We start from the raw sequence: 21,686 nt of genomic DNA, 5'->3' as shown, positions 1-21,686 counted from the left end.
GGATTCTTCATGCTGCCACTGTTCGATGTGATGCTCAGGGCTCAGAACGGCGAAGGCATGGAGGCAATCGCCAAACAATTCAATCTGGCGCAGGAGCAGGCGACCCAGGCCATGGCCGCGCTGATGCCCGCCTTCTCTTCCGGCCTCAAGCGCAGCGCGACCAACCCCTACGATCTGACCGCGCTGATGAGCAGCATGTTCTCCGGCGCCTATACCAAATATTTCGAGGACATGACGAAGGCCTTCACGCCCCAGGGCGTCGCGGACGGCAATGCGGTTCTCGAAAAAATCTTCGGCTCGAAGGAGGTTTCCCGCGCCATCGCCGCGCAGGCGGAGCAGTTCACCGGCATTGCACAGGACACATTCAAGAGGATGATGCCGGTCATGGCCGATACGCTGATGGGCGGGCTGTTCAAGCAGATGACAGGTCAGATGCCAGCCACCAACGAAGCCTTTGCCGCCTCGCCGATCGGCCAGATGGCACAGCAATGGCTCGAAAGCATGGGGCTGCAGCCGAAGACCAAGCCTCAGGCGGCCATCAATCCTTTCGACAATCCCTTCACGCAGGCCATGCGTTCGATGTGGGGGCTGGACAAGCCGGAACAGCCGCAGCCTCCAAGCAGCAGCAATCCCTTTGCCGACAACCCGTTCGCCAAGGCGTTCCAGGATATGATGGCCGGCGCCTTCCCGTCCCAGGCTCCGCCCGCGCCCGCACCCGAAAAGCCGAAAGAAAAGCCGGCGCCCGAGGCCAACCCCTATCGCGACGTTCTGAACAGCATGTTCGACAGCGGGCTTGAAGTGCAGAAGACCTATCAGAAGAACATGGAGGCGATCTTCGCGACGCTCCGCAATGGGGCCGATGACAAGCCCACCCCTGCCGAGACCACGCCAGGAAAGTAGCGCGCCTTTTCCCGCATGCCGTTGCCCCGAAACCGGCAACCACTTTCGGGCGGCATGCGTACAAAAAAGCCCGGCACGGATCGACCGGCCGGGCAAGAGGCAGGGCTATTGGCTATCACCCTGCGGGGAAAAGCGTGAAATCAGCGGTTGGCGGACCTCGCAAAGCGGGTGCGTGCCCGTTCCCGGGCCGCGCGCGTCAGAAGGAGCGACGGATCCTCAAGAGAGCCGGACCGGTCGAGCGCCATCACCACATCATGCCGTGTGAGGCCGATATCGTTGAGCTGGCGGTCGTCGAGATCATGGAGGCAATTGGACGCCAGACGATTGCGAAAGGCACGCCATACGGATTGCACTCGCAGCATCGCAATGGCCAGGCGGCCTTCGGGGATACGCTGTTCGCAGACGAGGTCGAGTTCGGTTCCGTATTTGGTCGTGCTCATCGGACTTTCCTTTCATCAGGCACGAGTTTGGCCGCTCCTTCCGCGGAGGTCCTACGGAAAGGCAGCCTTGGGAGGCGCCCCAGGGAGAAGGCGCCGTATCGATCGTTGATTTGCGATCTTGTTATCGCTGAAAACCTATTGATCAGTCCAACGAATGTTTCTAATGATTAGCATCAAACACTCTGATGGATGCCCGCCATGTCCGCTCCGCTCGATATCGACCAGTTGCATACATTCCTTGCCATCGTGGATACCGGCAGCTTCACCAAGGCTGCGGACCGGGTGTTCAAGACCCAGTCGGCCGTTTCGATGCAGATGCGCCGGCTGGAGGAACGGATCGGAAAGCAGCTCTTCGCCAAGGATGGGCGCGGCAACCGGCTGACCGCCGAGGGCGAGAAGCTTTTGAACTATGCGCGGCGCATCATCCGGCTCAACAACGAAGCGATCGCCGCCTTCGACGACAACCGGCTGGAAGGCACGCTGCGCATCGGCACGCCGGACGATTATGCCGACCGCTATATGCCCGAAATCATCGGCCGTTTCGCCAAGACACACCCGAATGTCGAGCTCTATATCGTCTGCGAGCCCTCGGTCAGCCTGGCCGAGAAGATGGCGCGCGGCGAACTCGACATCGCGCTTGTGACGCACAACCCGCGCCAGCGGATTTCCGATGTGGTGCGGACCGAGCCGCTCTGTTGGGTGGGATCAGCCAACCATCCGCTCAAGGACGATGCGCCTGTGCCGCTCGCCGTCGGCCGTCGCGATTGCCTCTGGCGGCAGCTTGCCTGCTCGGCGCTTGATGCGGACGGCCGTGAATACCAGGTTCTATTCACAAGCTGGTCCTCGACGGTGGTCGCTGCTGCGGTACTTGCCGGCATGGCCGTTTCAGTGCTGCCGGAATCGGCACTGCGACCGGGTATGAAGGTGCTGACCGCCGCCGACGGTTTTCCGCCGCTGCCGCCGGTGCAGATCGGCCTCATGAAACGGCCGGGCCTCTCTCCCTCGCTGATGAACGCCATCACCGACCACATCACCGCCTGCCTCGACAACATCTCGCCCGCGGTCATCCCCGACGACCTCGACGGCGAGGTGAAGGCTTTCCCCCGCCTCGCCCGTGCGAGGGCAGGTCAAGCCATGACCGGGTGGTGACTGGCGACAATCCGGCCTTGCTTTCCCGACAGGCTTCAAGCTAGATCACACGTGTTCTCAGGGCGGGGCGGAATTCCCCACCGGCGGTATGCGGCGCAGGTCGCGAGCCCGCGAGCGCCTTCCAATGGAAGGGTCAGCAGATCAGGTGCGATGCCTGAGCCGACGGTCATAGTCCGGATGGAAGAGAACGGACGTACAGCACCCGCCATCGCGGGGGCTGATGACGTGCGTGATCGCCTTGGGTGACGTGTCGAGCCAAAGGAGATCACATGACACACACCCGCTTCGCTTTCGTCAAGGCAAACTGGCATCCGGAAATTGTAGAGAAGGCACTTGAGGGCTTTCTCGAACTTATCCCTGGCGAAGAGGTCGACATCTTCGATGTACCAGGTGCCTTCGAACTACCTCTCGCCGCGCGCGATCTCGCGGCTACAGGCAGATATGCCGCCGTGATCGCGGCCGCGCTGGTCGTCGACGGCGGTATCTACCGGCATGATTTCGTCGCAGCCGCGGTCGTCGATGGACTGATGCGCGCCGGCCTCGACACCGGCATTCCCGTCTTGTCGGTATCGCTGACGCCGCACCATTTTCATGAAACCGAACACCACCGGGGTGTCTTCACCACCCATTTCCTGGAAAAGGGACGCGAAGCCGCGCGTGCTGCGATGATGATCGTGAAAACGCGCCAGCGGATCGCAGGATGATGTCGGCGCAGGTTGAATCTCTCCTCCGAAATCGATAATTCATGACCGCATCTCACAAGAAGAATGATCGGAAAAAGTTATCGTGCTCACTCTCCGCCAGATGCGTTATTTCGATGCGCTCGCCTCCACCCGGCATTTCGGCAGAGCGGCGGCGCAAGTGCATGTGAGCCAGCCGGCTCTTTCAACCCAGATCATGGAAATGGAGGAGCATCTCGGCAGCAAGCTCGTCGAGCGTAGCCGCTCGGGCGTGCTCCTCACCCGCAAGGGAATGGAGGTACTCCAGCGCATTCGCACGATATTGACGGAGGTGGAGCGGCTGGAGGAAGCGGCACGCGACAGCGGCGGCATTCTCGACGGGCTGGTGCGGATCGGCATCATCCCCACGGTTGCGCCCTATCTCGTGCCTCGACTGGTGCCGTATCTCAGGGAAAGCTATCCGGGCATCGAGATCGAACTCAAGGAGGCGATCACCGACCGCCTGGTTTCCGATCTCATCGATGGACGGCTGGATGCGGTCATTGCCGCTCTGCCGATCGACGCCGAGAATGTCGAAACAAGGCCGCTGTTCTCCGACCGCTTCTTCATGGCCATGACGAACAATGACCGCGAAGTCCTGATGTCGCCGCTCACCGAAAACCAAGTGGATACGGAACGGCTTCTGCTGCTGGAAGAGGGCCATTGCCTGCGCGACCAGGCGCTCGCCGTCTGTGGTACGGCGGGAAAACGCAGCCTTGTCAATTTCGGCGCAACCTCCATGGCAACACTGCTTCAGATGGTATCGCACGACATGGGCATGACGCTGATCCCGGAAATGGCGATCCCCACGGAGACGACACGCAACGATCTCAGGATCGTGCCATTCGCCGACCCCGCGCCCTGCCGCGAGATCGGGCTCATATGGCGGAAATCGAGCGGCCGTGCCGAGGACATGGCCGCTCTGGGACAGGCGGTAACGCTCTGCGCTCCTGCAGGGGGTGTCAAGCCAGGTATTTCTTGAAGAAGTCCACCGTGCGGCTCCAGGCGAGGTCCGCGGCCGCCTTGTCATAGCGGGCCGATGACGTGTCGTTGTTGAAGGCATGGTTGGCGCCCTCATAGACGAAGATCTCGAAGGTTTTTCCGCCCTTCTCCAACGCCTCCCGGAAGGCGGGAATGCCTGCGTTGATGCGTTCGTCGAGCCCACCATAGTGCAGCATGAGCGGCGCCTTGATCGCCGGCACGTCTTCTGCTTTCGGCTGCGATCCGTAGTAGGCAACACCGGCGTTGAGGTTCGGCGACTTCACGGCAAGATTATTGACGGCTCCACCACCCCAGCAGAAGCCGACGGCACCGACCTTGCCGTTCGCGCCGCTGATGCCGGCGAGATAGACGCGGCTTGCCTCGCCATTGGCCGCAACCCCGTCGGCGTCAAGCGACGAGAACATCTGGCGCGCCTGATCCTCGTCGGCCGGCGTGCCGCCCTGCGGCGACAGGAAATCGACGGCCAGCGCGTTGAAACCCTCAAGCGCCATGCGGCGTGCGACGTCCCTGATATGGTTGTTGAGGCCGCGGTTCTCGTGAATGACAATCACCCCGCCCAATGATCCGGAAGCATTCTTCGGGCGCACGAGATAGGCCTTCATCGTCGCGCCGCCGGCGCCCGGATAGGTGACCTCCTCGGCCGTCAACCGCTCGTCATCGGCAGGAATAATATCCGCCCTGGCGCTGTTGGCGGCAAGCATCGGCGCAATCGCCGCCGCGGCCGCACCTGAACCGGCAAGCTGCGTCAGCTTCTCCATGAAGCGGCGACGGTCAAGGGTGAGATGGGTATACTCATCATAGGCGTTGATCATCGCCTGGGTGATCTTCGGAACTTCGTTGTCCATTGCGCTTTCCTCCTAGCGATCGCTCGGAGGAAAGCTAACGCCAGTCGACTGGCTTTCAGATGAAAAACCCTGTGATTTTCGCAGGATAGGCTACACTTGTTCGTGAGCACAAGTTGATCGCAACTGGCCTTCTTCCGCTCTGTCAGTTCAGAGCCAGCCAGACGGCGAGCCAAATCCACATCGCCAGCAAGGAGAAGAAACCGGCGATAAACAGCGGACGGCGATAGCGCAGCCGGTTGCTGGTGAGATGTACATAGGAATGGACATAACGGGAAAGAACGAAGATCCAGGAGAGGGCGACGGTGCCCCAATTGTCTGCGGTCGAGGCGTAGAGAGCGAGGCAGGCGCCGTGAAACAGGACCGGCAGTTCGAACTGGTTCTTGAGGTTGTTATGAATCAGCAGACTTTCAGGCGGTTCCTGGCGGTTCTCCCGAAACTGCCCCGCCTCGGCGCTGCCTGCCTTTACCGCTTCGGCGCGTTTCCTCGACAAGAGCCAATAAAGAAAGAATACCAGCGCGGCATGCGCGATCATCGGCCAAAGGGTGGCATTGGTGGAAAGCATCAGTCCTCCGGATCATCCGGTAGAAGCAATACAGTTCGTCTGCGGGAGACACAATGACACCCTCGAAAAGAGAATGGCGCCAGTTGGGCGCCATTCGTCTTCAGCCCCTTCGGCCAGAATTTACACGCCGGCGCCGGGATAATTCGGGCTCTCGCGGGTGATCGTCACGTCATGGGCATGGCTTTCGCGCAGGCCGGCCCCTGAAATACGCACGAAGGTGGCTCGCTCCTGGAATTCCTTGATCGTGGCGCCGCCGACATAACCCATAGCCGCCTTCAGGCCGCCGCCGAGCTGGTGCAGCACGCCGGAAACCGGGCCCTTGTAGGGCACCTGGCCCTCGATGCCTTCCGGCACGAGTTTCAGCGTGTCGCGGACTTCCGCCTGAAAATAACGATCGGCCGAGCCGCGCGCCATGGCGCCGACCGAACCCATGCCTCGATAGGATTTGAAGGACCGCCCCTGGTAGAGATAGACTTCGCCGGGGCTTTCGTCGGTGCCGGCCAGCAGCGAACCGACCATCACGGCCGAGGCACCGGCGGCGATCGCCTTGGCCATATCGCCGGAGAACTTGATGCCGCCATCGGCGATGACCGGGATGTTCCGCTCACGGGCCGCTTCGACGGCGGCCATGATCGCGGCAAGCTGCGGCACACCGACGCCCGCGACGATGCGGGTCGTGCAGATCGATCCCGGCCCGATGCCGACCTTCACCGCATCCGCGCCGGCATCGATCAATGCCTTGGTACCATCCGCGGTGGCGACGTTGCCGGCCATGATGCGCACCGAATTGGAGAGCGTCTTGACGCGGGTGACGGCATCAAGCACGCGCTGGGAATGACCATGGGCCGTATCGACCACGAGAAGATCGACGCCCGCCTCGATCAGCCGCTCGGCGCGCTCGTAACCGTCATCGCCAACGCTGATCGCGGCGGCCGCGCGGAGGCGTCCCTGCGCGTCCTTCGAGGCATTCGGATTGAGCTGCGACTTCTCGATATCCTTGACGGTGATGAGGCCGACGCAGCGGCCCTCGCCGTCGACGACCAGCAGTTTTTCGATGCGGTGCTTGTGCAGCAGGCGCTTGGCTTCCGTCTGATCGACGCTGCTTTCCTTGACCGTGATGAGGTTTTCGCGGGTCATCAGTTCGTAGATGCGCTGGGTGGGATCGGAGGCGAAGCGGACGTCGCGGTTGGTTAGGATGCCGACGAGCCGACCCGCCGTGTGGCCGCCGGAGCCACCGTTCTCGACCACCGGAATGCCGGAAATGCCATGCGCCTTCATGAGCGAAAGCGCCTCGGCAAGCGTCGCATCCGGGCCGATCGTCACCGGATTGACGACCATGCCGCTTTCGAACTTCTTGACCTGCCGGACTTCCTCGGCTTGTTCGATGGGGGTCAGGTTGCGGTGGATGACGCCGATGCCGCCCGCCTGCGCCATGGCGATTGCCAGCCGGCTCTCGGTTACCGTATCCATGGCCGCCGACAGGATCGGCAGGTTGAGATCGATATCCTGGGCGATGGTCGTGGAGATGTTGGTCTGCCCCGGCATCACCTCGGAATGGCCGGGCTGCAGCAGCACGTCGTCAAAGGTGAGCGCGTCAGCGCCGGTGGCTGTTTCGATGATGCGTGCCATAACCAATTTCCTTCAGTTAATAGAAGATCGTCTCGGCGGGGGAGTGGCCGGAAGCGATCCTCACGGATGGGAAGTTGGCGAGGGCTCGTACCACGTCTTGGTGGCGATGGGAACAGCCGGTGAGGGCAAAAATGCCGACACCGGCATAATTTCATCGCCGCGTCATTCATCACCAAGGGGCGGATGTCATTTGCGTGAAGCGCAACGCTCGAAAGCAGGAAGGTGGTTGTTCTGCGAAGCAGCGCTCAGACGCTCGAATACGACTGTGATATCGGCGTAGGACGAAACCGCCGGCAGAAGCTCTTTTTGATAGAGATCGCGATTGGCGATCTCCGCCTCCACGCCCATGCGACAGGCTTCCGCCAATGTGGCCGGGACCTGAACCTTCACGGCAGCGGAATTCAACTGATCGTTTCGCGGCACGTCCAGACCATAAATGCGCATCAGGTCGGAAAGCATCGCCGAATGCGTCCTTTCCGATTCGACAATGTTGGCAAACGGCCGGATGCTTCCGAATCTGGCCATGACCGCTTCATAAAATGCTTCCGCATGATATTCGTCGGAGAGCGCGCGGCTCAGAGCCTGCGAAGCGGCCTTGTCCAGCGTTGCAGCCGCTAGCGTGGGACCAGGTGAAGCGATTGCCAGGGCAAGGCTTGCGATAATGGCAGGAATGTATTGCATGACAGTATTTCTCCTGAGTTGGCGAGGAAAGACTGCCGTGAGTACAAAAACTTCCGCTTGACCTAGATCAACATTACAAAAATCTAATAATCCTACGATTTCGTAACAAAATATTCCCCCACACCGGGGATGAGGGAGAAAGATCATCCAAAGCGGATTTCCTGGTCAAATATCGAACTGATAGCTCTTCGGCACGAAACGGTAGCCGGTCTCCTGTTTCTCGACGAAGCCCACCGCGGGGAACGGCATATGATAGCCGAGGAAGGCAACCTTGTCGGTGGCCACCATATCGAACACCTTCTTTCGAGAAGCCGCCGCCTCTGCCTTGTCCATATCGAAACGCACTTCCCAATCGGGACGTTCGAGCGACAGAATGTAATGATTGGCGGTATCGGCCGTCAGAACCAGACGCCTGCCTTCCGACTCGATGTTGAAGATCAGATGACCCGGCGTGTGCCCGGGCGCCAGCAAGGCCGTAATTCCGGAGACGACTTCCCCACCGTCCTGCAGGAAGGTCATCTTGTCCGCATGAGGCTTCACATTGGAAAGGACCGCCTTGTGATTGCCCTCGGCGGGCGTGCCGGCGCGAGCCGTATCGGTCCAGAAATCGTATTCCGCCTGACCGGTAACATAGCGTGCCTTCGGAAAGGCCGGCTTGCCGTCCTCCATGATGCCGCCGATATGGTCGCCATGCATATGGGTGATGACGACGATCGAGATGTCTTCCGGCATGTATCCGGCAACCGCAAGCCCCTCCACCAGGCGCCCGCCGCCCTGGGCGCGGGCCGCCTTGCCGAGACCGGTGTCGAAAAGGATGACATCGCTGCCGGTATCGATCAGCGTCGGGGAGAAGCTGTTCACGAACTGGTCCGTCGGCAGGAAGTTCTGCGTAAGCAGTTCGCCCACAGTTTCCGGCGACTGGTCGGTGCCGAAGGTTTCGCCCGGATTGCCGGAGGGACGGGCGCCATCCTTGACCACCAGAACCTGAAAGCCGCCGACCTTGAACTGGTGAATGTCCGGAGGCGTTACGCGATCGATCTCCAGCGGTTTGTTCTCCTGCGCGAAAACATGGCTCCTGATGATCGCGGGGGAAGCGATAATTCCCAGGCCGGCGGTGCCAAGCAGCGCACGCCTGCCGATTTCAAAAGACGTCATGATCTTGTTCCCTCTTGTGCCATCGCAGAACCCGCCCCGAATCCGCGGATGGGGAAGAACATAACCGCCGTCTGCGACAGGGAAATCCGATCTCACGCAGACGTGACACAAAATGGCAAAAGGTGAGATTCTGCAATTGGCAGAGGGGATCAACAGGTTTACAGGGAGGCCGTTGCGCTGACCGCTGGCCCCCTCATGAACCGTATCATCCCGCTTATCCTTGCCGTCGCCCTCTTCATGGAGCAGATGGACTCGACCGTCATCGCGACGGCGCTTCCAGCAATCGCCGCCGACCTCAATGTCGGACCGATCACGCTCAAACTGGCCCTGACCTCCTACATGGTGGCACTCGCCATGTTCATCCCGATCAGCGGCTGGATGGCCGACCGCTTCGGTGCAAAAAAGATCTTCCGGCTGGCGATCCTGGTCTTCGTCATAGGCTCGATCTTCTGCGCGGTTTCATCCTCGCTGATCGAATTCGTGCTGTCGCGCTTCCTGCAGGGCATGGGCGGCGCGATGATGACGCCGGTGGGCCGGCTCGTGCTGCTGCGCACGACCAAGCGCAGCGAACTCGTCTCTGCCATGGCATTGCTGACCATTCCCGCGCTCATCGGACCGCTCACCGGCCCGCCGATCGGCGGCTTCATCACCACCTATTTCACCTGGCACTGGATCTTCCTGATCAACGTGCCCGTCGGCCTTCTCGGCATATACCTTTCCACCATCTTCCTGCCGGACGTGGAGGCCACCAATCCGCCATCGATCGACTGGCGGGGCTTTCTGCTCACCTCGATCACCGCGGCGGGCACCGTCTTCGGGCTCTCCGTCATCAGCCTGCCGGCACTGCCTCCCGCTGTCGGCATCTCAGCCACGGCCATCGGGCTCGCCGCCGGCATCGCCTATTTCGCTCACGCGCGAAACCATCCGGCACCGATCCTCAACTTCAGGCTCTTCCAGAATGAAGCCTTCCGTGCGGCAAGCACCAGCGGCACCCTGTTCCGCATCTCGACTGGCGCCATTCCTTTCCTGATGCCGCTGATGCTGCAGCTCGGCTTTGGCCTCAACCCCTTCCAATCCGGCCTCATCACCTTCGCCGGGGCTCTCGGAGCGCTGATGGTGAAATTCGTCGCCCGCCGCGTGTTCGCACTCACGGGCTTCAAGGTGACGTTGATTGTTTCGGGCATTCTCGGCGCCGCCACGACCGCCGCCAACGGCTTTTTCACGCCGGAGACGTCGCATGCCCTCATCGTCGCCTTCCTGCTGATGTCGGGCTTCTGCCGTTCGTTCTTCTTCACCGGTTCGAACGCGCTCAGCTATTCGGAGATCAGCGACGAGCAGGCAAGCCAGGCGACGTCGATCGCCTCGGTGCTCCAGCAGATCAGCCTCGCGCTCGGCGTCGCCTTTGCGGCCTTCATCCTCGAAGCGTCGGCGGCCGTTTCGGGAGCGCATCTCCAGCTTGCCGATTTCCACCTCGCCTTCTTCCTGGTGGCCGCCCTTTCGCTTCTCTCGATCGGCCCGCTGCTCAGGCTCGATCCGATGACGGGCGCGGCCGTTTCCGGCCATCGCGCCGGAAGGATGCAACCGGAAGCGGGCGAATAGATCAGGCTTGCTCGTCTGCGCCGGCGTCTTCCGCTTTGCGACCTTTGAAATGCTTGGCGAGCAGGAACATTTCCACCGATTCAGCGCGCGAGGCGGCGGGCTTCACATGGATGACCTGCCTGAAATTCCGCTTCAGCATGTCGAGCAGTTCGCGCTCCGTGCCGCCCTGGAAGGTTTTTGCCAGGAAATGGCCGCCCTCGCCCAACACCTCGACCGCGAAATGTGCAGCCACTTCGCAAAGATACATCGTGCGAAGGTGGTCCGTCCTCTGGTGGCCGGTCGTGGGCGCTGCCATATCGGAGATGACGAGGTCCGGCGTGCCGCCGATTGCTTCCATCAAAAGCCGCGGCGCCTCGGGATCGAGGAAGTCGAGCTGCAGGACCTTCACGCCCGGCAAAGGCGCCATTTCCAGGAAATCGATCGCCGCAACGCGGATATCCTCGTCCGTCGAATTGGTGACCTTTGCCGCGATCTGCGACCAGCTTCCGGGAGCGGCTCCAAGATCGATGATCCGGCGAGCGCCCTTCAGGATGTGATGCTTCTCGTCGATTTCCAGCAGCTTGAAAGCCGCGCGGGCGCGATAACCTTCCAGCTTGGCCCGCTGCACGTAAGGATCGTTGATGTGGCGCTCGATCCAGCGGCGGGAAGAGGCCTTGAGCTTGCCCTTTTTGACCTTCTGGCCGAGTTTACGGCCGGTGCGATTGCCGGCGCCGGGAGATTTGGAGGGTGGTTTCGTCATCGCCTCGCCCCCGCTTCCTCATGTCCGCCGGTACCCGGCCTGCGCGGCCGTACGCGACGCCAGACGCCGTCATCCGCCATCATATCCGTCAACAATCCCTCGCGCAGGCCGCGGTCGGCCACCCGCATGCGCGGGCTTGGCCAGCGGCGCCGGATCGCCTCGAGGATGGCACAACCGGCGAGCACCAGATCGGCGCGATCCGGTCCGATGCAAGGGTTGGCCGCCCGGCCGGCGAAATCCCAGGAAAGAAGCTTCGCCTGCATTGCGGTCACTTCCGCATCGGTCAGCCACAATCCGTCGACCTTGCGGCGGTCATAGCGCGGCAGATCGAGATGCACGCCTGCGAGTGTGGTCACCGTGCCTGACGTACCGATCAGGTGGAAATCTTCAGCGCCCGGACGGTAAACCGGACCGAGCGGCGGGCAATCGAAATTCGCCAGCATGCCTTCGACTTCCGCCACCATGGACGAAAAGACTTCCGGCGTCACATCCCGCCCGCCGTGACGTTCCGACAGGGTAACAACGCCTACCGGCAGGGATGTCCAATGGGTGATGTGGTTGGCGAGCCGGCTCGAACGGTTGTTGCCGATGCGGATGACGGCGATCTCCGACGAGCCGCCGCCGATATCGAAGAGCACGACCGAGCGCGCTTCGCGGCCGACCAGCGACGAGCAGCCGGAAACCGCAAGCCGAGCCTCCGTTTCCCGATCGATGATTTCCAGTTCCAGCCCTGTTTCCACCGTCACCCGTGCGAGAAATTCCTCGCCATTCACGGCAGAGCGGCAAGCCTCGGTGGCGATCAGCCGCATCCGGCGTACCGGCTTGTTGGCAAGCTTGGCAGCGCAGATGCGCAAGGCCTCGACTGCCCGATCCATAGCCTCCAGCGACAGCCTTCGGCTCGCTGCAAGCCCCTCACCCAGGCGAACGATGCGCGAAAAGGCATCCACCACCCGGAACTGGCCGGGCCGTGTCGGCTGGGCGATCAGAAGGCGGCAATTGTTGGTGCCGAGATCCAGCGCAGCATAGAGATCGTTGACATAGATGGGCCTGTCGCCCTGCGTATCCGGCGCGGACGCCTCACTCCCTGCCCTGCCTCGCATATCCCTGGCTTGTGTCGGCGCCGTTGCGGCAGGCGCCGGCATCCTTACGGCATTTGGGACCGCCTTTGCGGGGGCAAGCGGGCGCCCTTGCGGGCCACGACCACCACGATTCTTCTTGCGCCGGTTGCGGGATTTGCCGGAAGGTGGGTGGGCTTCGCTTTTGCCGTGGGCACGCTCTCCCGATACCGGAAATCCGGAGGCCTGCGACGCTTCCTGAGAACCGCCGGATTTTGCGCGCCGACGCTTGCGCTTGCGCGCTGGCGGGCCTGTTTCCTGGGTATGGGGACGTCCGGCAGACGCGGCCGAATCGACCGAGTCCAAATGACCGAGGGACGCCGCGTTACGGCGTTTGCCGCCCCGCTTCGCCTTCTTGCGCCGGGAGGATCGCCCCTCTCCATGCGCTGCCGCCGACGCCCCGCCTTCCGGCGGCTTTGCGCCGCTATCGGGGTCCATCACTGTTTAAGTCCATCTTGCCGCGCAAAGCCTCAAAAAGGTATGCCGCTGGCGTCTGATCGTTTCGTTGGCGCAAGGATAACAGCATGATGCGCTTTCGCCAACGGCTTTTTGCCGGCTATCGCATAGCCTTCGATCCTCGCCTTTTTGGTGCCCGGCGAAGCCGGGCTTCGAAAGCCTGTTCGGCGCTCAATTTTTTCGAAATCGGTATTTGCAATCCGTCCGCTTTTGTTTATAAGCGCCGCACACCAGCCGAGCCGCTTCACCGGCCGCTTCTGCTGGGGAATAGTTCAATGGTAGAACAGCGGACTCTGACTCCGTCGATCTTGGTTCGAATCCAGGTTCCCCAGCCAATTCTCCCTAAAAGCCCTTAATTTCTTGATTTTCCAGTCGTGCCGGATATCGTTTTGGCATCATTGGCGACCTGATGCCCAGAACTGTAGCCCATAGCCGAGGAGGAGTGTGGCGTCGCTGGTGTTGCCGGTTCCCAATGAGCTGATCCGTTTAGGGTTTGAAGATTATTGCATCGCCGTAGTGCTTCGCGACCATGTCGGCCGCATCCTGAGGGCGACCCGGCGGGACGCCACGGATGTGGCGCTCGACCGCGTTTGGACCTGCCATATTGAAGCGCCTCGAGATAAGCGCCGAGGAATTGCCGACTGCGGATAGGCCCAACAGCGGCAATGGCGTACATGCATTGCATTCCAATGCCACCTGTAATTGTAATTTATCTTACCCTGAAGCCAAAATTTGACACTTGATCGTCGATGCTGTAAGCAACATTCATCGATGCTTTGTTTGCCGATATTTTGTTTTTGCTGCGCCTCGCGCTTCTTGACGAACTTTCCCTCTCAAAAGTCGAAACAGCCGTCGTGCGTCGCCCGGCGGTAGGAACAATGTTGCTATGAAAGGGTTCGTCATGACCACTGGCACAGTTAAATGGTTCAACGCCACCAAAGGCTTCGGCTTCATCCAGCCTGACGACGGCAGTGCCGACGTCTTCGTTCACATCTCTGCCGTCGAGCGCGCCGGCATGCGTTCTATCGTCGAAGGCCAGAAGCTTAGTTTCGAACTGGAACGCGATCACAAGTCGGGCAAGATGTCCGCCGGCCAGCTGCAGGCCGCTTAAAGCTCTGGTTCGTCATGACCGCGGATGTACCGGCATGGCGGCAAAATTTTGCGAGGGCCAGGCTATTGTCTGGCCTTTTCTGTTAACGGCATGGCCGGCGCGGATATCCGCGTGACTCCCGGCCGGCCTGTATACCGGCCTTTAACGGCCTGTTGACGAGGAAGACAAGATTGAGACACCCCAACGACAACAGCTTTGCGGAACGCCGCAAAGCCGCGGCGGATGCCAGGCGGGAGCTTTTGGCGAAATTCGCGTCCGCTCCGAAACCGAGCGATCCCGCGATGCAGGAACGGCGCGCCGCGCGTGAAGCCATTGTCGCAGCCCGGGAGGCTCGCCGTGCCGAACGCGATGCCCTGAAGGCGGCGGAGAGCGAACGTATTCTGATGGAAGCGGCAGCCTTGACGGCAGCCGCGGAAGCCCATGAGAAGGCCGAGGCGGAAGCCCGGCAGGCGGAAATCAACGATCGCATTTCCCGCGTCGTCGCCGATGAAGCCGCCCGCAAGGCCGAACGCGATCGCCGCTACGCGGCCCGTAAGGCCCGTCAACGCTGACGGTTGAAAGATGTGCCTTGAAGCGGGCAGACGAATCCCGCGTCGATGGCGCTCACGCCGAGGCCAAGAAAAGCGAATGGAATTCCATGAACGCCAATGCCCATGCAATTGACGCGGCTTCCGGAGACGATGCCGGTATCTGGCTGAAGATCCTTTCGAAATACCGGCAGCCGCATTCCGGGCGGAGCGTTTTCGAGCTCCTCGTGACGGTTTTCCCTTTCGCAGTCTTCTGGGCCGGGGCCTATATCTCCGTCTTCCAGGGGTTCTGGCCGGGGCTGATCCTTGTCCTGCCGGCTGCAGCCTTTTTGCTGCGCCTCTTCATGATCCAGCATGATTGCGGACATGGCTCGTTTTTTGGCCGCCGGCGTCTCGACACCTGGACCGGCCGTGTCATCGGCGTGCTGACCCTGACGCCCTATGACTACTGGCGGCGGGCGCATGCCGGCCACCATGCCTCGGCGGGAAACCTCGATGAACGCGGTGTCGGCGACATCACCACGCTGACTGTCGCCGAATATTATTCCCTTTCCTGGTCGAGACGTCTGGCCTATCGGCTCTATCGGCACCCGCTCGTGATGTTCGGCGTCGGACCTGCATGGCTTTTTCTCCTCAAGCAGCGACTGCCCTTCGGCATGATGGGCTCCGGGGTCATGCCATGGATGTCCACCATGGCAACGAACCTGGCGGTCGCAATTCTGACCGTCCTTATGATATGGGCCGTCGGGCTCATCCCGTTCCTGCTGATCCATCTGCCGGTCGTGCTTATCGCGGGGGCGGCCGGCGTGTGGCTTTTCTACGTCCAGCACCAGTTCGAGGAGACGCACTGGTCGAAGACAGCTGAATGGCAGTTTCCCGAGGCTGCGCTTCATGGCGCCTCCCATTACGACCTGCCACCGGTGCTCCGCTGGATGACCGGCAATATCGGCGTTCACCACGTCCATCACCTGTCGAGCAGGATTCCCTATTACAGGCTGCCGGAGGTATTGCGCGACCATCCAGAACTGGGGGATATCGGCCGCATAACCCTGTGGCAGAGCCTGCAATGCGTCAGGCTCGTGCTCTGGGACGAAAGGAGCGGCAAGCTGGTTTCGTTCCGGGATGCCGCCAAGGTGGCCAGGCCGCCAGGTTGCGGCCTCAATCCCCGAACACAACCTTAATTAATTGCCGGCACATCTTGTTCTCACCACAGTTGAAGCCTATACGTATCTCATCGACTTTGCTTGTTGAGCTACGTTTCTGCACCGCAGGTGCCCGAGCTGATCTTCCCTCTCAAACTCGATTATGACCGCATTCGGCGATCGGCCGGTTGCGAACCTTTGTGATTGAAAGGAAGTCGGCATGAACGATGGTATCGTGAAATTCTTCAACACGGCAAAAGGCTTCGGCTTCATTCAGCCCTCCGATGGCTCCAAGGATGTGTTCGTTCACATCTCCGCCGTCGAACGCTCGGGCATGACCTACCTCAGTGAAGGCCAGAAGGTCAGCTATGACCTCGTGACGGACAAGCGCTCGGGCAAAAGCGCGGCCGAAAACCTTCAGACTGCCTAACCCACCAAGCTTCCGGTCTTTGACCGCGGATGTACCGGCACAGATCGTCGAAGCCTTGAGGAGGCCGGGTTCTCACCCGGCCTTTTGTTTTTCTTTCACGAAAGCGATTTTTATGAAAAAGACAGACGCACAACAGCAATCGAAGAGAGCTGAACGCCAAGTGGCGAATACCAGCGGAGGCGGGCATCTCGGCGGCACGAATTTCGGCCAGGGTTATGATGCCAAGACATCGTCGGCGAAAGGCAAGCAGGACAAGGGCCGCAGAAATACCGGCAAGCACTGACCGGCTTCCTCCATCACCGGTCGGAAGATGAGCCCGCCAGAAATGGCGGGTTTCTTTGTCGGCGGATCCGCCTGATCCGTCGAAGCCGTATTCCCGGGCACTATCACGACGATAATCCGGGGAAACTTCGCATTGGCGCGACATTTGCCAAACAAACGGCCGCCCCGGCCTTTGTTAAGACTTAATCACACTTCATCATTGATAGTCGGCAACAACTGATACGGGCGTTGTCGTAAGGGCGGCCAAAGTGCCCTAGCCCCAATCAAGGAGGACGACATGTCTTCCAGATCCCGACATTTTCTGCACAATTCATATGACATGGTGGCTCCCAGAGCGGTGGCAGGCCTGAGCTTTGCCCTCGTCATCTTCATGTTGTCGGAGGGATGGCTATGGTGAGAGTTCAACTCAGCCGGCCGGGAGGGAAACCATGCTGCTGACAGCACGATGGATGCCCCCGGTGAAAATCGGAAATGCTTCGATCGTCGGCCCTTTGGAGGCTCATCACTTCATGATGAAATCCTGGCCCCATGTGAAAGGGGCGCAGTTTGCGCTGGCGCATATGGCGATACTGGCAGCCCTGGACGGACGCCAGACGCCCCAGGAAGCCCGGGTCTCCTTTGATGGGGCGGTAAGGGAAGCCTGCCTGAATAAGAAGCACTCCATTTGAACATTTAAAAGACGGGCAGCTCCGCGACCCGTCATATTGGCGACGGCACCATATCAGCGATCAGTTATGGAGAACCCGTGGACTCGGACGTCATACGAATTGAATTTAGAACCCGCTGGAAAGTGCCGGTTTATGTGGCTATCGGAGATGAGCCGACCCGAAAGGTCAGTGGCCCTCAAGATGCCCTTCAATATCTGAGTGACAATAGGGCCATCCAGACAGGATTTCCTTACTGGAGAGCGCGCCATCGTTGTTACGATGCGTTGAAAGGCTTGATCACGCCTGAAGAAATGCGCGATGACTTCATCGCGGCATGCGCGCAGGCGGATTTTCGCCTGAGATAGCCGTAGCGTAGCCGGGTGCGTGCGCACTTTGCATTCCGGGTGGCCCTGGACCTTCGCAGGGCAGCTCCCGGAGACCGCAAGAGCTAGCCCAGATCCGCAGCTGTGAGCGTATAGGTCGTTCCGCGCTTGGGGTGATAAAGTCTCGTCGCGGCTTCCTGAATATCGGGGCGGGCCGCATCGAAGGCCTTGAGATAGTCCGTCTCCGACATTCCGGCCGACGTCTTTGCGAGCGCGGCCGCCTCCACAAAGAACCGAACCTCGAACATGCCGTCATAGCCGAGAAAGCGCACCACTTTGCGCGCATCGTCGAAGCTGCGGCTCGTGTTCGGAAATAGAAGGGTCATGACGGCTCCGCTTCAAAAAATCAGGAACGCCGAAAGACCGGCGCTCTCGATGGATTACTTGTTCTTCAGAAGCCACATCTTGCCAGCCATGGTAATCCCGTGGGCGGCCTCTTGCGTCTTCCCGTCGGGATCGAGACTGCGCAGAAGTCCGAACTCCCGCAATGTGGCCAATGTCGACGACGTGAGAAACTTGATCTTTTGCGGCCGCTCCCGAAACCGGTCGTTCTTTGCATAGGTGACGGCGGCATCAAGGTGCGTCCATTTATCGTCCTCCCGCGGAAACAGGTCCCCTTCCTTGGCGAGTTTCAGGCCCCTGATCTGGGCGGGTGTAAGCGTGATCGTATTCACTGTTCAGTCCTTGCGTGGATAGAAAGATCTTTGAAAATTGTCGCCTATGGTCCCTCTGCCTGCGCTCGGAGGATTATGCGGACATAGCTGTCGGGCAAATCGCATCAGCACCGCCGCTTCAGGATTTCCGTCGCGTCAGCGGATATGCTTCGGCTTCGTAGAGCTTGCGCATCTGCATGCCATCGAAACGCGATTCATCGATTTCCAGCACGGACCCTCGAAGGAGAGAGGCCGGCATATCCTCGATCGCGAAGCGAAGAGCTTCTGCAGCGGAATCGAACCTCTTGTAGCGGAGGCGGCTCCTTCTGTTGATGGTCTTGCACGGGTAAAGCCCCGCACCTGCATTATAGTCGAAAGCCGCCATAAGTCCTGTTCCTTGCGATCGGAGGGAGATTTTGTCGAGGGCGGTCGGGCTTCACCGCTCTGGTGGCGTCAACGGAAAAACGAGGTCAGCCCGACGGTGTCCGTAGCCCGCTTTTCGAGACGCTGCTGCATCTCGGCGAGTTTCGTTTCCCGCTTCCGGAGAACTTGTCTGCTGCGAAAATCCTGCAGCTTCGCGGCATCGGATCCCTCTGCGGGATCTGGACGCTTGAACAGGCCTTCGGCGGCATGGCGGGTTGTCTTGATCATGATTGGCATCCTCAGTATGGCCGCCAGACGAGGGCGTCCGGCACAAACCTCTCCTCCAGCCGAGGGGCCGGAGTTCGCAACGTTCGCAAAATCAGGGTTTGCCAAGCAACCGGCTCAGCCGGGAGGATCAGGTAGCCGAAAGGCTGAAAACGTACCTTTTATATAGTGTTGCAGTGCGTCGCTTTCAAGACGCAGCACGAAGGGTCAAAGCCTTGCTTGCCAAAGGCAGAAATGAAGCTCAAGGTATTTTGTCGGCTGCAACTGGTCAGGGCGCTGCCGCCTGAGGGACAGATGTGCCCTAGCCCCGACAAGAGGAGGACGCGATGTCGTCCCGATCCTCGCATGCCAACTTCCTGCTTTATTTTCAGAAAATGCTCCTGAACGCAGACTGCGAAAGCGGGCGAAATCCAGGAAACCGTAAAGTTGGGATAGTCTCTGCCGCGGCTCGCAGGAGGCGGCACCTTCAGGGCCTGCCGCTCGTCGGTCCGGTAATATCGCCCGCACCCGCCGCTCCCCTGGAAACTCCGGAGAAAAAGCCGAAGCTTCGGTAGCCCCGCAATGCTCTTGGCTATTTCCCGCCCATCCGCGTCGCATCTCGGACCTTCGGCCTGAGATAGGCGGATACGGCCTATTGGAGACAAACTCATGCGCCAACCATCTTACAGGGCACTGGCCCTGACGATAGCTATCCTCCTGCTTTTTGCATCGGTGCTCAGTTCCCAAGCGTTTGGCCAGTCCGCGAAGCCGGTACCTGCAAATGCTCAGGCCAGCCGCTTCGGCTCCGGCTGGGACTGCAACCGTGGCTTTCGAAAGCAGGATGATGCCTGTCATGAAGTGAAGCTTCCGGACAACGCCTTTCTGACGAACACCTCTTACGGCAAAGGCTGGGATTGCCACTATGGCTTTCTCGAAAAGGCTGATCAATGCCTCGCCGTTCAGGTTCCGGAGAATGCCTACATCGACCCGTATTCCGGCGATCGCTGGAGATGCCTGCGTGGTTACCGTCAAAGCGACATGGGCTGCGACCTTATCAAAGTTCCGGAGAACGCATTCTTGTCGGACACGACCCAAGGATCCGGTTGGGAATGCGAGAGGGGTTATCGGACAACCCAACAGGCATGCATCAGGCTCGAAGTCCCCGCCCACGCCTATCTGACAACCGGCGGTGACGAGTGGAGGTGCGATAGAGGCTTTGAGAAGAAGGAGCAGGCGTGTGTCGCCGTCCAGGTTCCGGAGAACGCTGTTTTCGTCGATACGTCCTACGGGCAGAAATGGAAATGCGACCGAGGCTTCGAAACGAGGGCCGATGAATGCTTACGGATCGAGCTTCCTGAGAACGCGCATCTCAACTCGACCGGCAATGGCTGGGACTGTAGTCGTCCCTATCGGCTACGCGGCGGTGTCTGCATCATGGATTGAAAGATAGTGGAGGCGCCATACGGTGCCTCCATCGAATTCATTTGGATTTCTTCCCCAGGCCAAGGCCGCTCTGAGCAAGCTTGACTTGTGCCCCCTGGGCCGCAGCCACTGGAGTTGCGCTCTTATCCTTCTTCGGTTTTCGAGCTTCCCGATTGCTGCGTATTTGACCCTTGGCCATTTTAGTCTCCCCTGTACCGGTGGTGTATGATTATTTCTGTTCGCGACGGATGCATCAGTCGCCTCGATATCGATCGAGGCCTCGTTATAGCAAAGGTTGTGCTGTATCCCTGCGCTCGCCCAGATAGGCAACGATACCCACGGATCGCGGCTTGCTAAAATCGGCTAAGCGGGACAGCGTGATGCCTGCTCCGGTGACGCCCGCCTGAAAGCGGCTGATGGCAACCTCCGCATGTCGAGCGCGCTCACCGGCTTCCTTGAGTTCGATATTCTCCCGGTATCCCGATCCACTAACCCGGACCAGATTACGCGCGATGTTCTTAGGATGAAGGATGGCAGACATGGCCTCCTCCTTTCATTGGGGCCAGGGTATGGATGCCCTGAAGCAGCAGCGCCCTTTAAACGGCTACTGAAGTTCGAAGCATGCGCTTATGTCCGGGCAAAAGCAACGGATAAGCGGCCTCGACACCGGAGCTGAAAGCTCAATCAGTCATGCTCTCCGCGGCGAGCGGCATCTTTTGCATTGACTATGGTGCAGTACATTTCAGCTTGCTTTTCGGACAGCTCCACAAGAAACCACGTTGAGGGTTTTGCGGGCAGGCCTGTGAAGACATCATAGACGGTCCAACTACGATCTATTTCTTCACGGACGGCATACCGCGCTGTCAGGTCTGCCATCCAATCCCCTTGAAGGATGGCAGCAGCCGGGACGGCATTTGCATCATCGATCATCCTCAAACTAGCATACAGGAAGTCGCGAGTCCTTCTCGCCACGTTTCTTTTCGCAATTGGTTGCGCTCCCCGGGAATCCGGGAAAGATTTCTCCCTGACCTGGGCATTCTGCGGGCCGAGCATGGCCACGCCAGACGTCTTGGGCTGAAAGGCATGCCTGTCGAGGGCACGAACCAGATAGTATTTCTTCTCCTGTGATTATTCGAGATCAGCGTCGATGCGCGTGATGAGCCCATCTGCATTGACCGAGATGTCGAGGAGACCGATCTCGTGACCGAAGTCTCCGGTGAAATCGACCCGCACGCGGGCTCGAGTCTCGCTGATACTCTCGATCGAGAGGAAGCGGGTGACCGTGTGATAGCCGATGAAATACCGCTCGATGTAATCGTGGATGCCTGGGTGGCCATCAAAACGGTGGCCGGTCGACGGGTCGTCGATCACCGCATCCGTGGTGAACAGGGTCAATGCCGCGTCGGCATCGAAGGCGTTGGTAGCGGCGATCAGCGCATCTGCCGTCTCGCGCAGTGTATCTGCGGTCATC

29 protein-coding genes, 1 tRNA gene and 1 riboswitch are annotated in these 21,686 nt (G+C 60.1%); of the genes, 14 read left to right on the top strand and 16 right to left on the bottom strand.

Translation table 11 applies throughout. From position 1 onward, the window contains the following. Nucleotides 1–9: 9 nt before the first annotated feature. Nucleotides 10–900: a DUF937 domain-containing protein gene (locus QEO92_RS02070; protein WP_227701991.1), complete on the top strand. Its 891-nt coding sequence runs from the start codon at nucleotides 10–12 to the stop codon at nucleotides 898–900. A gap of 140 nt (nucleotides 901–1,040) precedes the next feature. Here the strand turns inward: QEO92_RS02070 and QEO92_RS02065 are convergent, their stop codons facing one another. Further along, nucleotides 1,041–1,340, bottom strand: coding sequence for a DUF1127 domain-containing protein (locus tag QEO92_RS02065; RefSeq protein WP_037158477.1), 300 nt, complete (start codon nucleotides 1,338–1,340; stop codon nucleotides 1,041–1,043). Between the two features lie 198 nt (nucleotides 1,341–1,538). Between QEO92_RS02065 and QEO92_RS02060 the strand changes: the two genes are divergently transcribed. The 3 genes from QEO92_RS02060 (at nucleotide 1,539) to QEO92_RS02050 (ending at nucleotide 4,190) form a co-directional block, all read left to right on the top strand. Continuing rightward, nucleotides 1,539–2,489, top strand: a complete 951-nt coding sequence (locus QEO92_RS02060) for a LysR substrate-binding domain-containing protein (RefSeq protein WP_037158480.1) — start codon at nucleotides 1,539–1,541, stop codon at nucleotides 2,487–2,489. Between the two features lie 49 nt (nucleotides 2,490–2,538). After that, a riboswitch (FMN riboswitch) is annotated at nucleotides 2,539–2,682 on the top strand. Between the two features lie 76 nt (nucleotides 2,683–2,758). Next, nucleotides 2,759–3,193 carry a 6,7-dimethyl-8-ribityllumazine synthase gene (locus QEO92_RS02055; protein WP_037158482.1) on the top strand — a complete coding sequence of 145 codons (435 nt, stop codon included), beginning with the start codon at nucleotides 2,759–2,761 and terminating at the stop codon, nucleotides 3,191–3,193. A gap of 82 nt (nucleotides 3,194–3,275) precedes the next feature. Further along, nucleotides 3,276–4,190: a hydrogen peroxide-inducible genes activator gene (locus QEO92_RS02050; RefSeq protein ID WP_037158483.1), complete on the top strand. Its 915-nt coding sequence runs from the start codon at nucleotides 3,276–3,278 to the stop codon at nucleotides 4,188–4,190. On the opposite strand, the gene QEO92_RS02045 is transcribed toward QEO92_RS02050, so the two are convergent. The 5 genes from QEO92_RS02045 to QEO92_RS02025 all read right to left on the bottom strand — a co-directional run bounded on the left by QEO92_RS02045 (nucleotide 4,171) and on the right by QEO92_RS02025 (nucleotide 9,082). Then, entirely contained in the window at nucleotides 4,171–5,055 is an 885-nt protein-coding gene (locus QEO92_RS02045) for a dienelactone hydrolase family protein (protein ID WP_227701990.1), read from the bottom strand. The two genes, QEO92_RS02050 and QEO92_RS02045, sit on opposite strands and share 20 nt — an antisense overlap. 142 nt (nucleotides 5,056–5,197) lie before the next feature. Further along, nucleotides 5,198–5,617, bottom strand: coding sequence for an MAPEG family protein (locus QEO92_RS02040; protein WP_037158487.1), 420 nt, complete (start codon nucleotides 5,615–5,617; stop codon nucleotides 5,198–5,200). A 120-nt stretch (nucleotides 5,618–5,737) separates the two neighbouring features. Further along, nucleotides 5,738–7,246 carry an IMP dehydrogenase gene (gene guaB, locus QEO92_RS02035; RefSeq protein ID WP_037158489.1) on the bottom strand — a complete coding sequence of 503 codons (1,509 nt, stop codon included), beginning with the start codon at nucleotides 7,244–7,246 and terminating at the stop codon, nucleotides 5,738–5,740. Nucleotides 7,247–7,432: 186 nt separating this feature from the next. Continuing rightward, the gene (locus tag QEO92_RS02030; protein WP_227701989.1) at nucleotides 7,433–8,074 is read right to left on the bottom strand and encodes a ferritin-like domain-containing protein; all 642 of its coding nucleotides are present in this window, start codon (nucleotides 8,072–8,074) and stop codon (nucleotides 7,433–7,435) included. Nucleotides 8,075–8,092: 18 nt separating this feature from the next. Continuing rightward, complete coding sequence (locus QEO92_RS02025) at nucleotides 8,093–9,082, bottom strand: MBL fold metallo-hydrolase (protein ID WP_227701988.1); 990 nt, start codon at nucleotides 9,080–9,082, stop codon at nucleotides 8,093–8,095. Nucleotides 9,083–9,277: 195 nt separating this feature from the next. Between QEO92_RS02025 and QEO92_RS02020 the strand changes: the two genes are divergently transcribed. Next, a complete protein-coding gene (locus QEO92_RS02020) occupies nucleotides 9,278–10,681 on the top strand; it encodes an MFS transporter (RefSeq protein ID WP_227701987.1) in 1,404 nt (467 codons plus the stop codon). A gap of 1 nt (nucleotide 10,682) precedes the next feature. Here the strand turns inward: QEO92_RS02020 and QEO92_RS02015 are convergent, their stop codons facing one another. Genes QEO92_RS02015 through QEO92_RS02005 form a run of 3 tightly spaced genes read right to left on the bottom strand, consistent with a single transcriptional unit; the run spans nucleotide 10,683 to nucleotide 13,239 of the window. Continuing rightward, entirely contained in the window at nucleotides 10,683–11,420 is a 738-nt protein-coding gene (locus tag QEO92_RS02015) for an RlmE family RNA methyltransferase (protein WP_227701986.1), read from the bottom strand. Continuing rightward, nucleotides 11,417–12,976, bottom strand: coding sequence for a Ppx/GppA phosphatase family protein (locus tag QEO92_RS02010; RefSeq protein WP_227701985.1), 1,560 nt, complete (start codon nucleotides 12,974–12,976; stop codon nucleotides 11,417–11,419). The genes QEO92_RS02015 and QEO92_RS02010 overlap by 4 nt, the downstream gene beginning before the upstream one ends. Before the next feature lie 29 nt (nucleotides 12,977–13,005). Continuing rightward, on the bottom strand, nucleotides 13,006–13,239 hold the full coding sequence (locus QEO92_RS02005) for a hypothetical protein (protein ID WP_081953019.1): 234 nt from the start codon (nucleotides 13,237–13,239) through the stop codon (nucleotides 13,006–13,008). 13 nt (nucleotides 13,240–13,252) lie between these two features. Between QEO92_RS02005 and QEO92_RS02000 the strand changes: the two genes are divergently transcribed. From QEO92_RS02000 to QEO92_RS01965, 8 genes are all read left to right on the top strand, one after another. Further along, nucleotides 13,253–13,326, top strand: a tRNA-Gln gene (locus tag QEO92_RS02000). Between the two features lie 566 nt (nucleotides 13,327–13,892). Beyond that, nucleotides 13,893–14,102, top strand: coding sequence for a cold-shock protein (locus QEO92_RS01995; RefSeq protein ID WP_037159894.1), 210 nt, complete (start codon nucleotides 13,893–13,895; stop codon nucleotides 14,100–14,102). Between the two features lie 170 nt (nucleotides 14,103–14,272). Then, the gene (locus QEO92_RS01990; RefSeq protein ID WP_227701983.1) at nucleotides 14,273–14,653 is read left to right on the top strand and encodes a DUF6481 family protein; all 381 of its coding nucleotides are present in this window, start codon (nucleotides 14,273–14,275) and stop codon (nucleotides 14,651–14,653) included. A gap of 86 nt (nucleotides 14,654–14,739) precedes the next feature. Next, entirely contained in the window at nucleotides 14,740–15,810 is a 1,071-nt protein-coding gene (locus QEO92_RS01985; RefSeq protein WP_037159897.1) for a fatty acid desaturase, read from the top strand. 181 nt (nucleotides 15,811–15,991) lie between these two features. Then, a complete protein-coding gene (locus QEO92_RS01980; protein ID WP_037158507.1) occupies nucleotides 15,992–16,201 on the top strand; it encodes a cold-shock protein in 210 nt (69 codons plus the stop codon). Nucleotides 16,202–16,313: 112 nt separating this feature from the next. Then, nucleotides 16,314–16,484, top strand: coding sequence for a hypothetical protein (locus tag QEO92_RS01975; protein ID WP_200884016.1), 171 nt, complete (start codon nucleotides 16,314–16,316; stop codon nucleotides 16,482–16,484). A gap of 427 nt (nucleotides 16,485–16,911) precedes the next feature. Continuing rightward, complete coding sequence (locus tag QEO92_RS01970) at nucleotides 16,912–17,151, top strand: DUF982 domain-containing protein (RefSeq protein ID WP_037158510.1); 240 nt, start codon at nucleotides 16,912–16,914, stop codon at nucleotides 17,149–17,151. Between the two features lie 77 nt (nucleotides 17,152–17,228). Next, nucleotides 17,229–17,495 carry a DUF982 domain-containing protein gene (locus QEO92_RS01965; RefSeq protein WP_052183153.1) on the top strand — a complete coding sequence of 89 codons (267 nt, stop codon included), beginning with the start codon at nucleotides 17,229–17,231 and terminating at the stop codon, nucleotides 17,493–17,495. An 83-nt stretch (nucleotides 17,496–17,578) separates the two neighbouring features. On the opposite strand, the gene QEO92_RS01960 is transcribed toward QEO92_RS01965, so the two are convergent. The 4 genes from QEO92_RS01960 to QEO92_RS01945 all read right to left on the bottom strand — a co-directional run bounded on the left by QEO92_RS01960 (nucleotide 17,579) and on the right by QEO92_RS01945 (nucleotide 18,817). Beyond that, nucleotides 17,579–17,839 carry a DUF1488 family protein gene (locus tag QEO92_RS01960; RefSeq protein ID WP_227701982.1) on the bottom strand — a complete coding sequence of 87 codons (261 nt, stop codon included), beginning with the start codon at nucleotides 17,837–17,839 and terminating at the stop codon, nucleotides 17,579–17,581. A 54-nt stretch (nucleotides 17,840–17,893) separates the two neighbouring features. Beyond that, entirely contained in the window at nucleotides 17,894–18,187 is a 294-nt protein-coding gene (locus tag QEO92_RS01955; protein ID WP_081953021.1) for a hypothetical protein, read from the bottom strand. A 118-nt stretch (nucleotides 18,188–18,305) separates the two neighbouring features. Next, entirely contained in the window at nucleotides 18,306–18,551 is a 246-nt protein-coding gene (locus tag QEO92_RS01950; RefSeq protein WP_227701981.1) for a hypothetical protein, read from the bottom strand. A 68-nt stretch (nucleotides 18,552–18,619) separates the two neighbouring features. Continuing rightward, complete coding sequence (locus tag QEO92_RS01945) at nucleotides 18,620–18,817, bottom strand: hypothetical protein (protein ID WP_037158519.1); 198 nt, start codon at nucleotides 18,815–18,817, stop codon at nucleotides 18,620–18,622. Between the two features lie 645 nt (nucleotides 18,818–19,462). Between QEO92_RS01945 and QEO92_RS01940 the strand changes: the two genes are divergently transcribed. After that, nucleotides 19,463–20,236 carry a hypothetical protein gene (locus QEO92_RS01940; protein WP_227701980.1) on the top strand — a complete coding sequence of 258 codons (774 nt, stop codon included), beginning with the start codon at nucleotides 19,463–19,465 and terminating at the stop codon, nucleotides 20,234–20,236. Between the two features lie 262 nt (nucleotides 20,237–20,498). Here the strand turns inward: QEO92_RS01940 and QEO92_RS01935 are convergent, their stop codons facing one another. The 3 genes from QEO92_RS01935 to QEO92_RS01925 all read right to left on the bottom strand — a co-directional run bounded on the left by QEO92_RS01935 (nucleotide 20,499) and on the right by QEO92_RS01925 (nucleotide 21,685). Next, entirely contained in the window at nucleotides 20,499–20,756 is a 258-nt protein-coding gene (locus QEO92_RS01935) for a hypothetical protein (protein WP_037158526.1), read from the bottom strand. A 143-nt stretch (nucleotides 20,757–20,899) separates the two neighbouring features. Continuing rightward, a complete protein-coding gene (locus tag QEO92_RS01930; protein ID WP_227701979.1) occupies nucleotides 20,900–21,274 on the bottom strand; it encodes a hypothetical protein in 375 nt (124 codons plus the stop codon). A gap of 69 nt (nucleotides 21,275–21,343) precedes the next feature. Then, a complete protein-coding gene (locus QEO92_RS01925; protein WP_227701978.1) occupies nucleotides 21,344–21,685 on the bottom strand; it encodes a nuclear transport factor 2 family protein in 342 nt (113 codons plus the stop codon). Nucleotide 21,686 lies beyond the last annotated feature (1 nt).

Source organism: Neorhizobium petrolearium (assembly GCF_029854435.1).
Lineage (GTDB): Bacteria > Pseudomonadota > Alphaproteobacteria > Rhizobiales > Rhizobiaceae > Neorhizobium > Neorhizobium petrolearium.
This window is presented reverse-complemented; position numbering and strand designations above follow the sequence as displayed.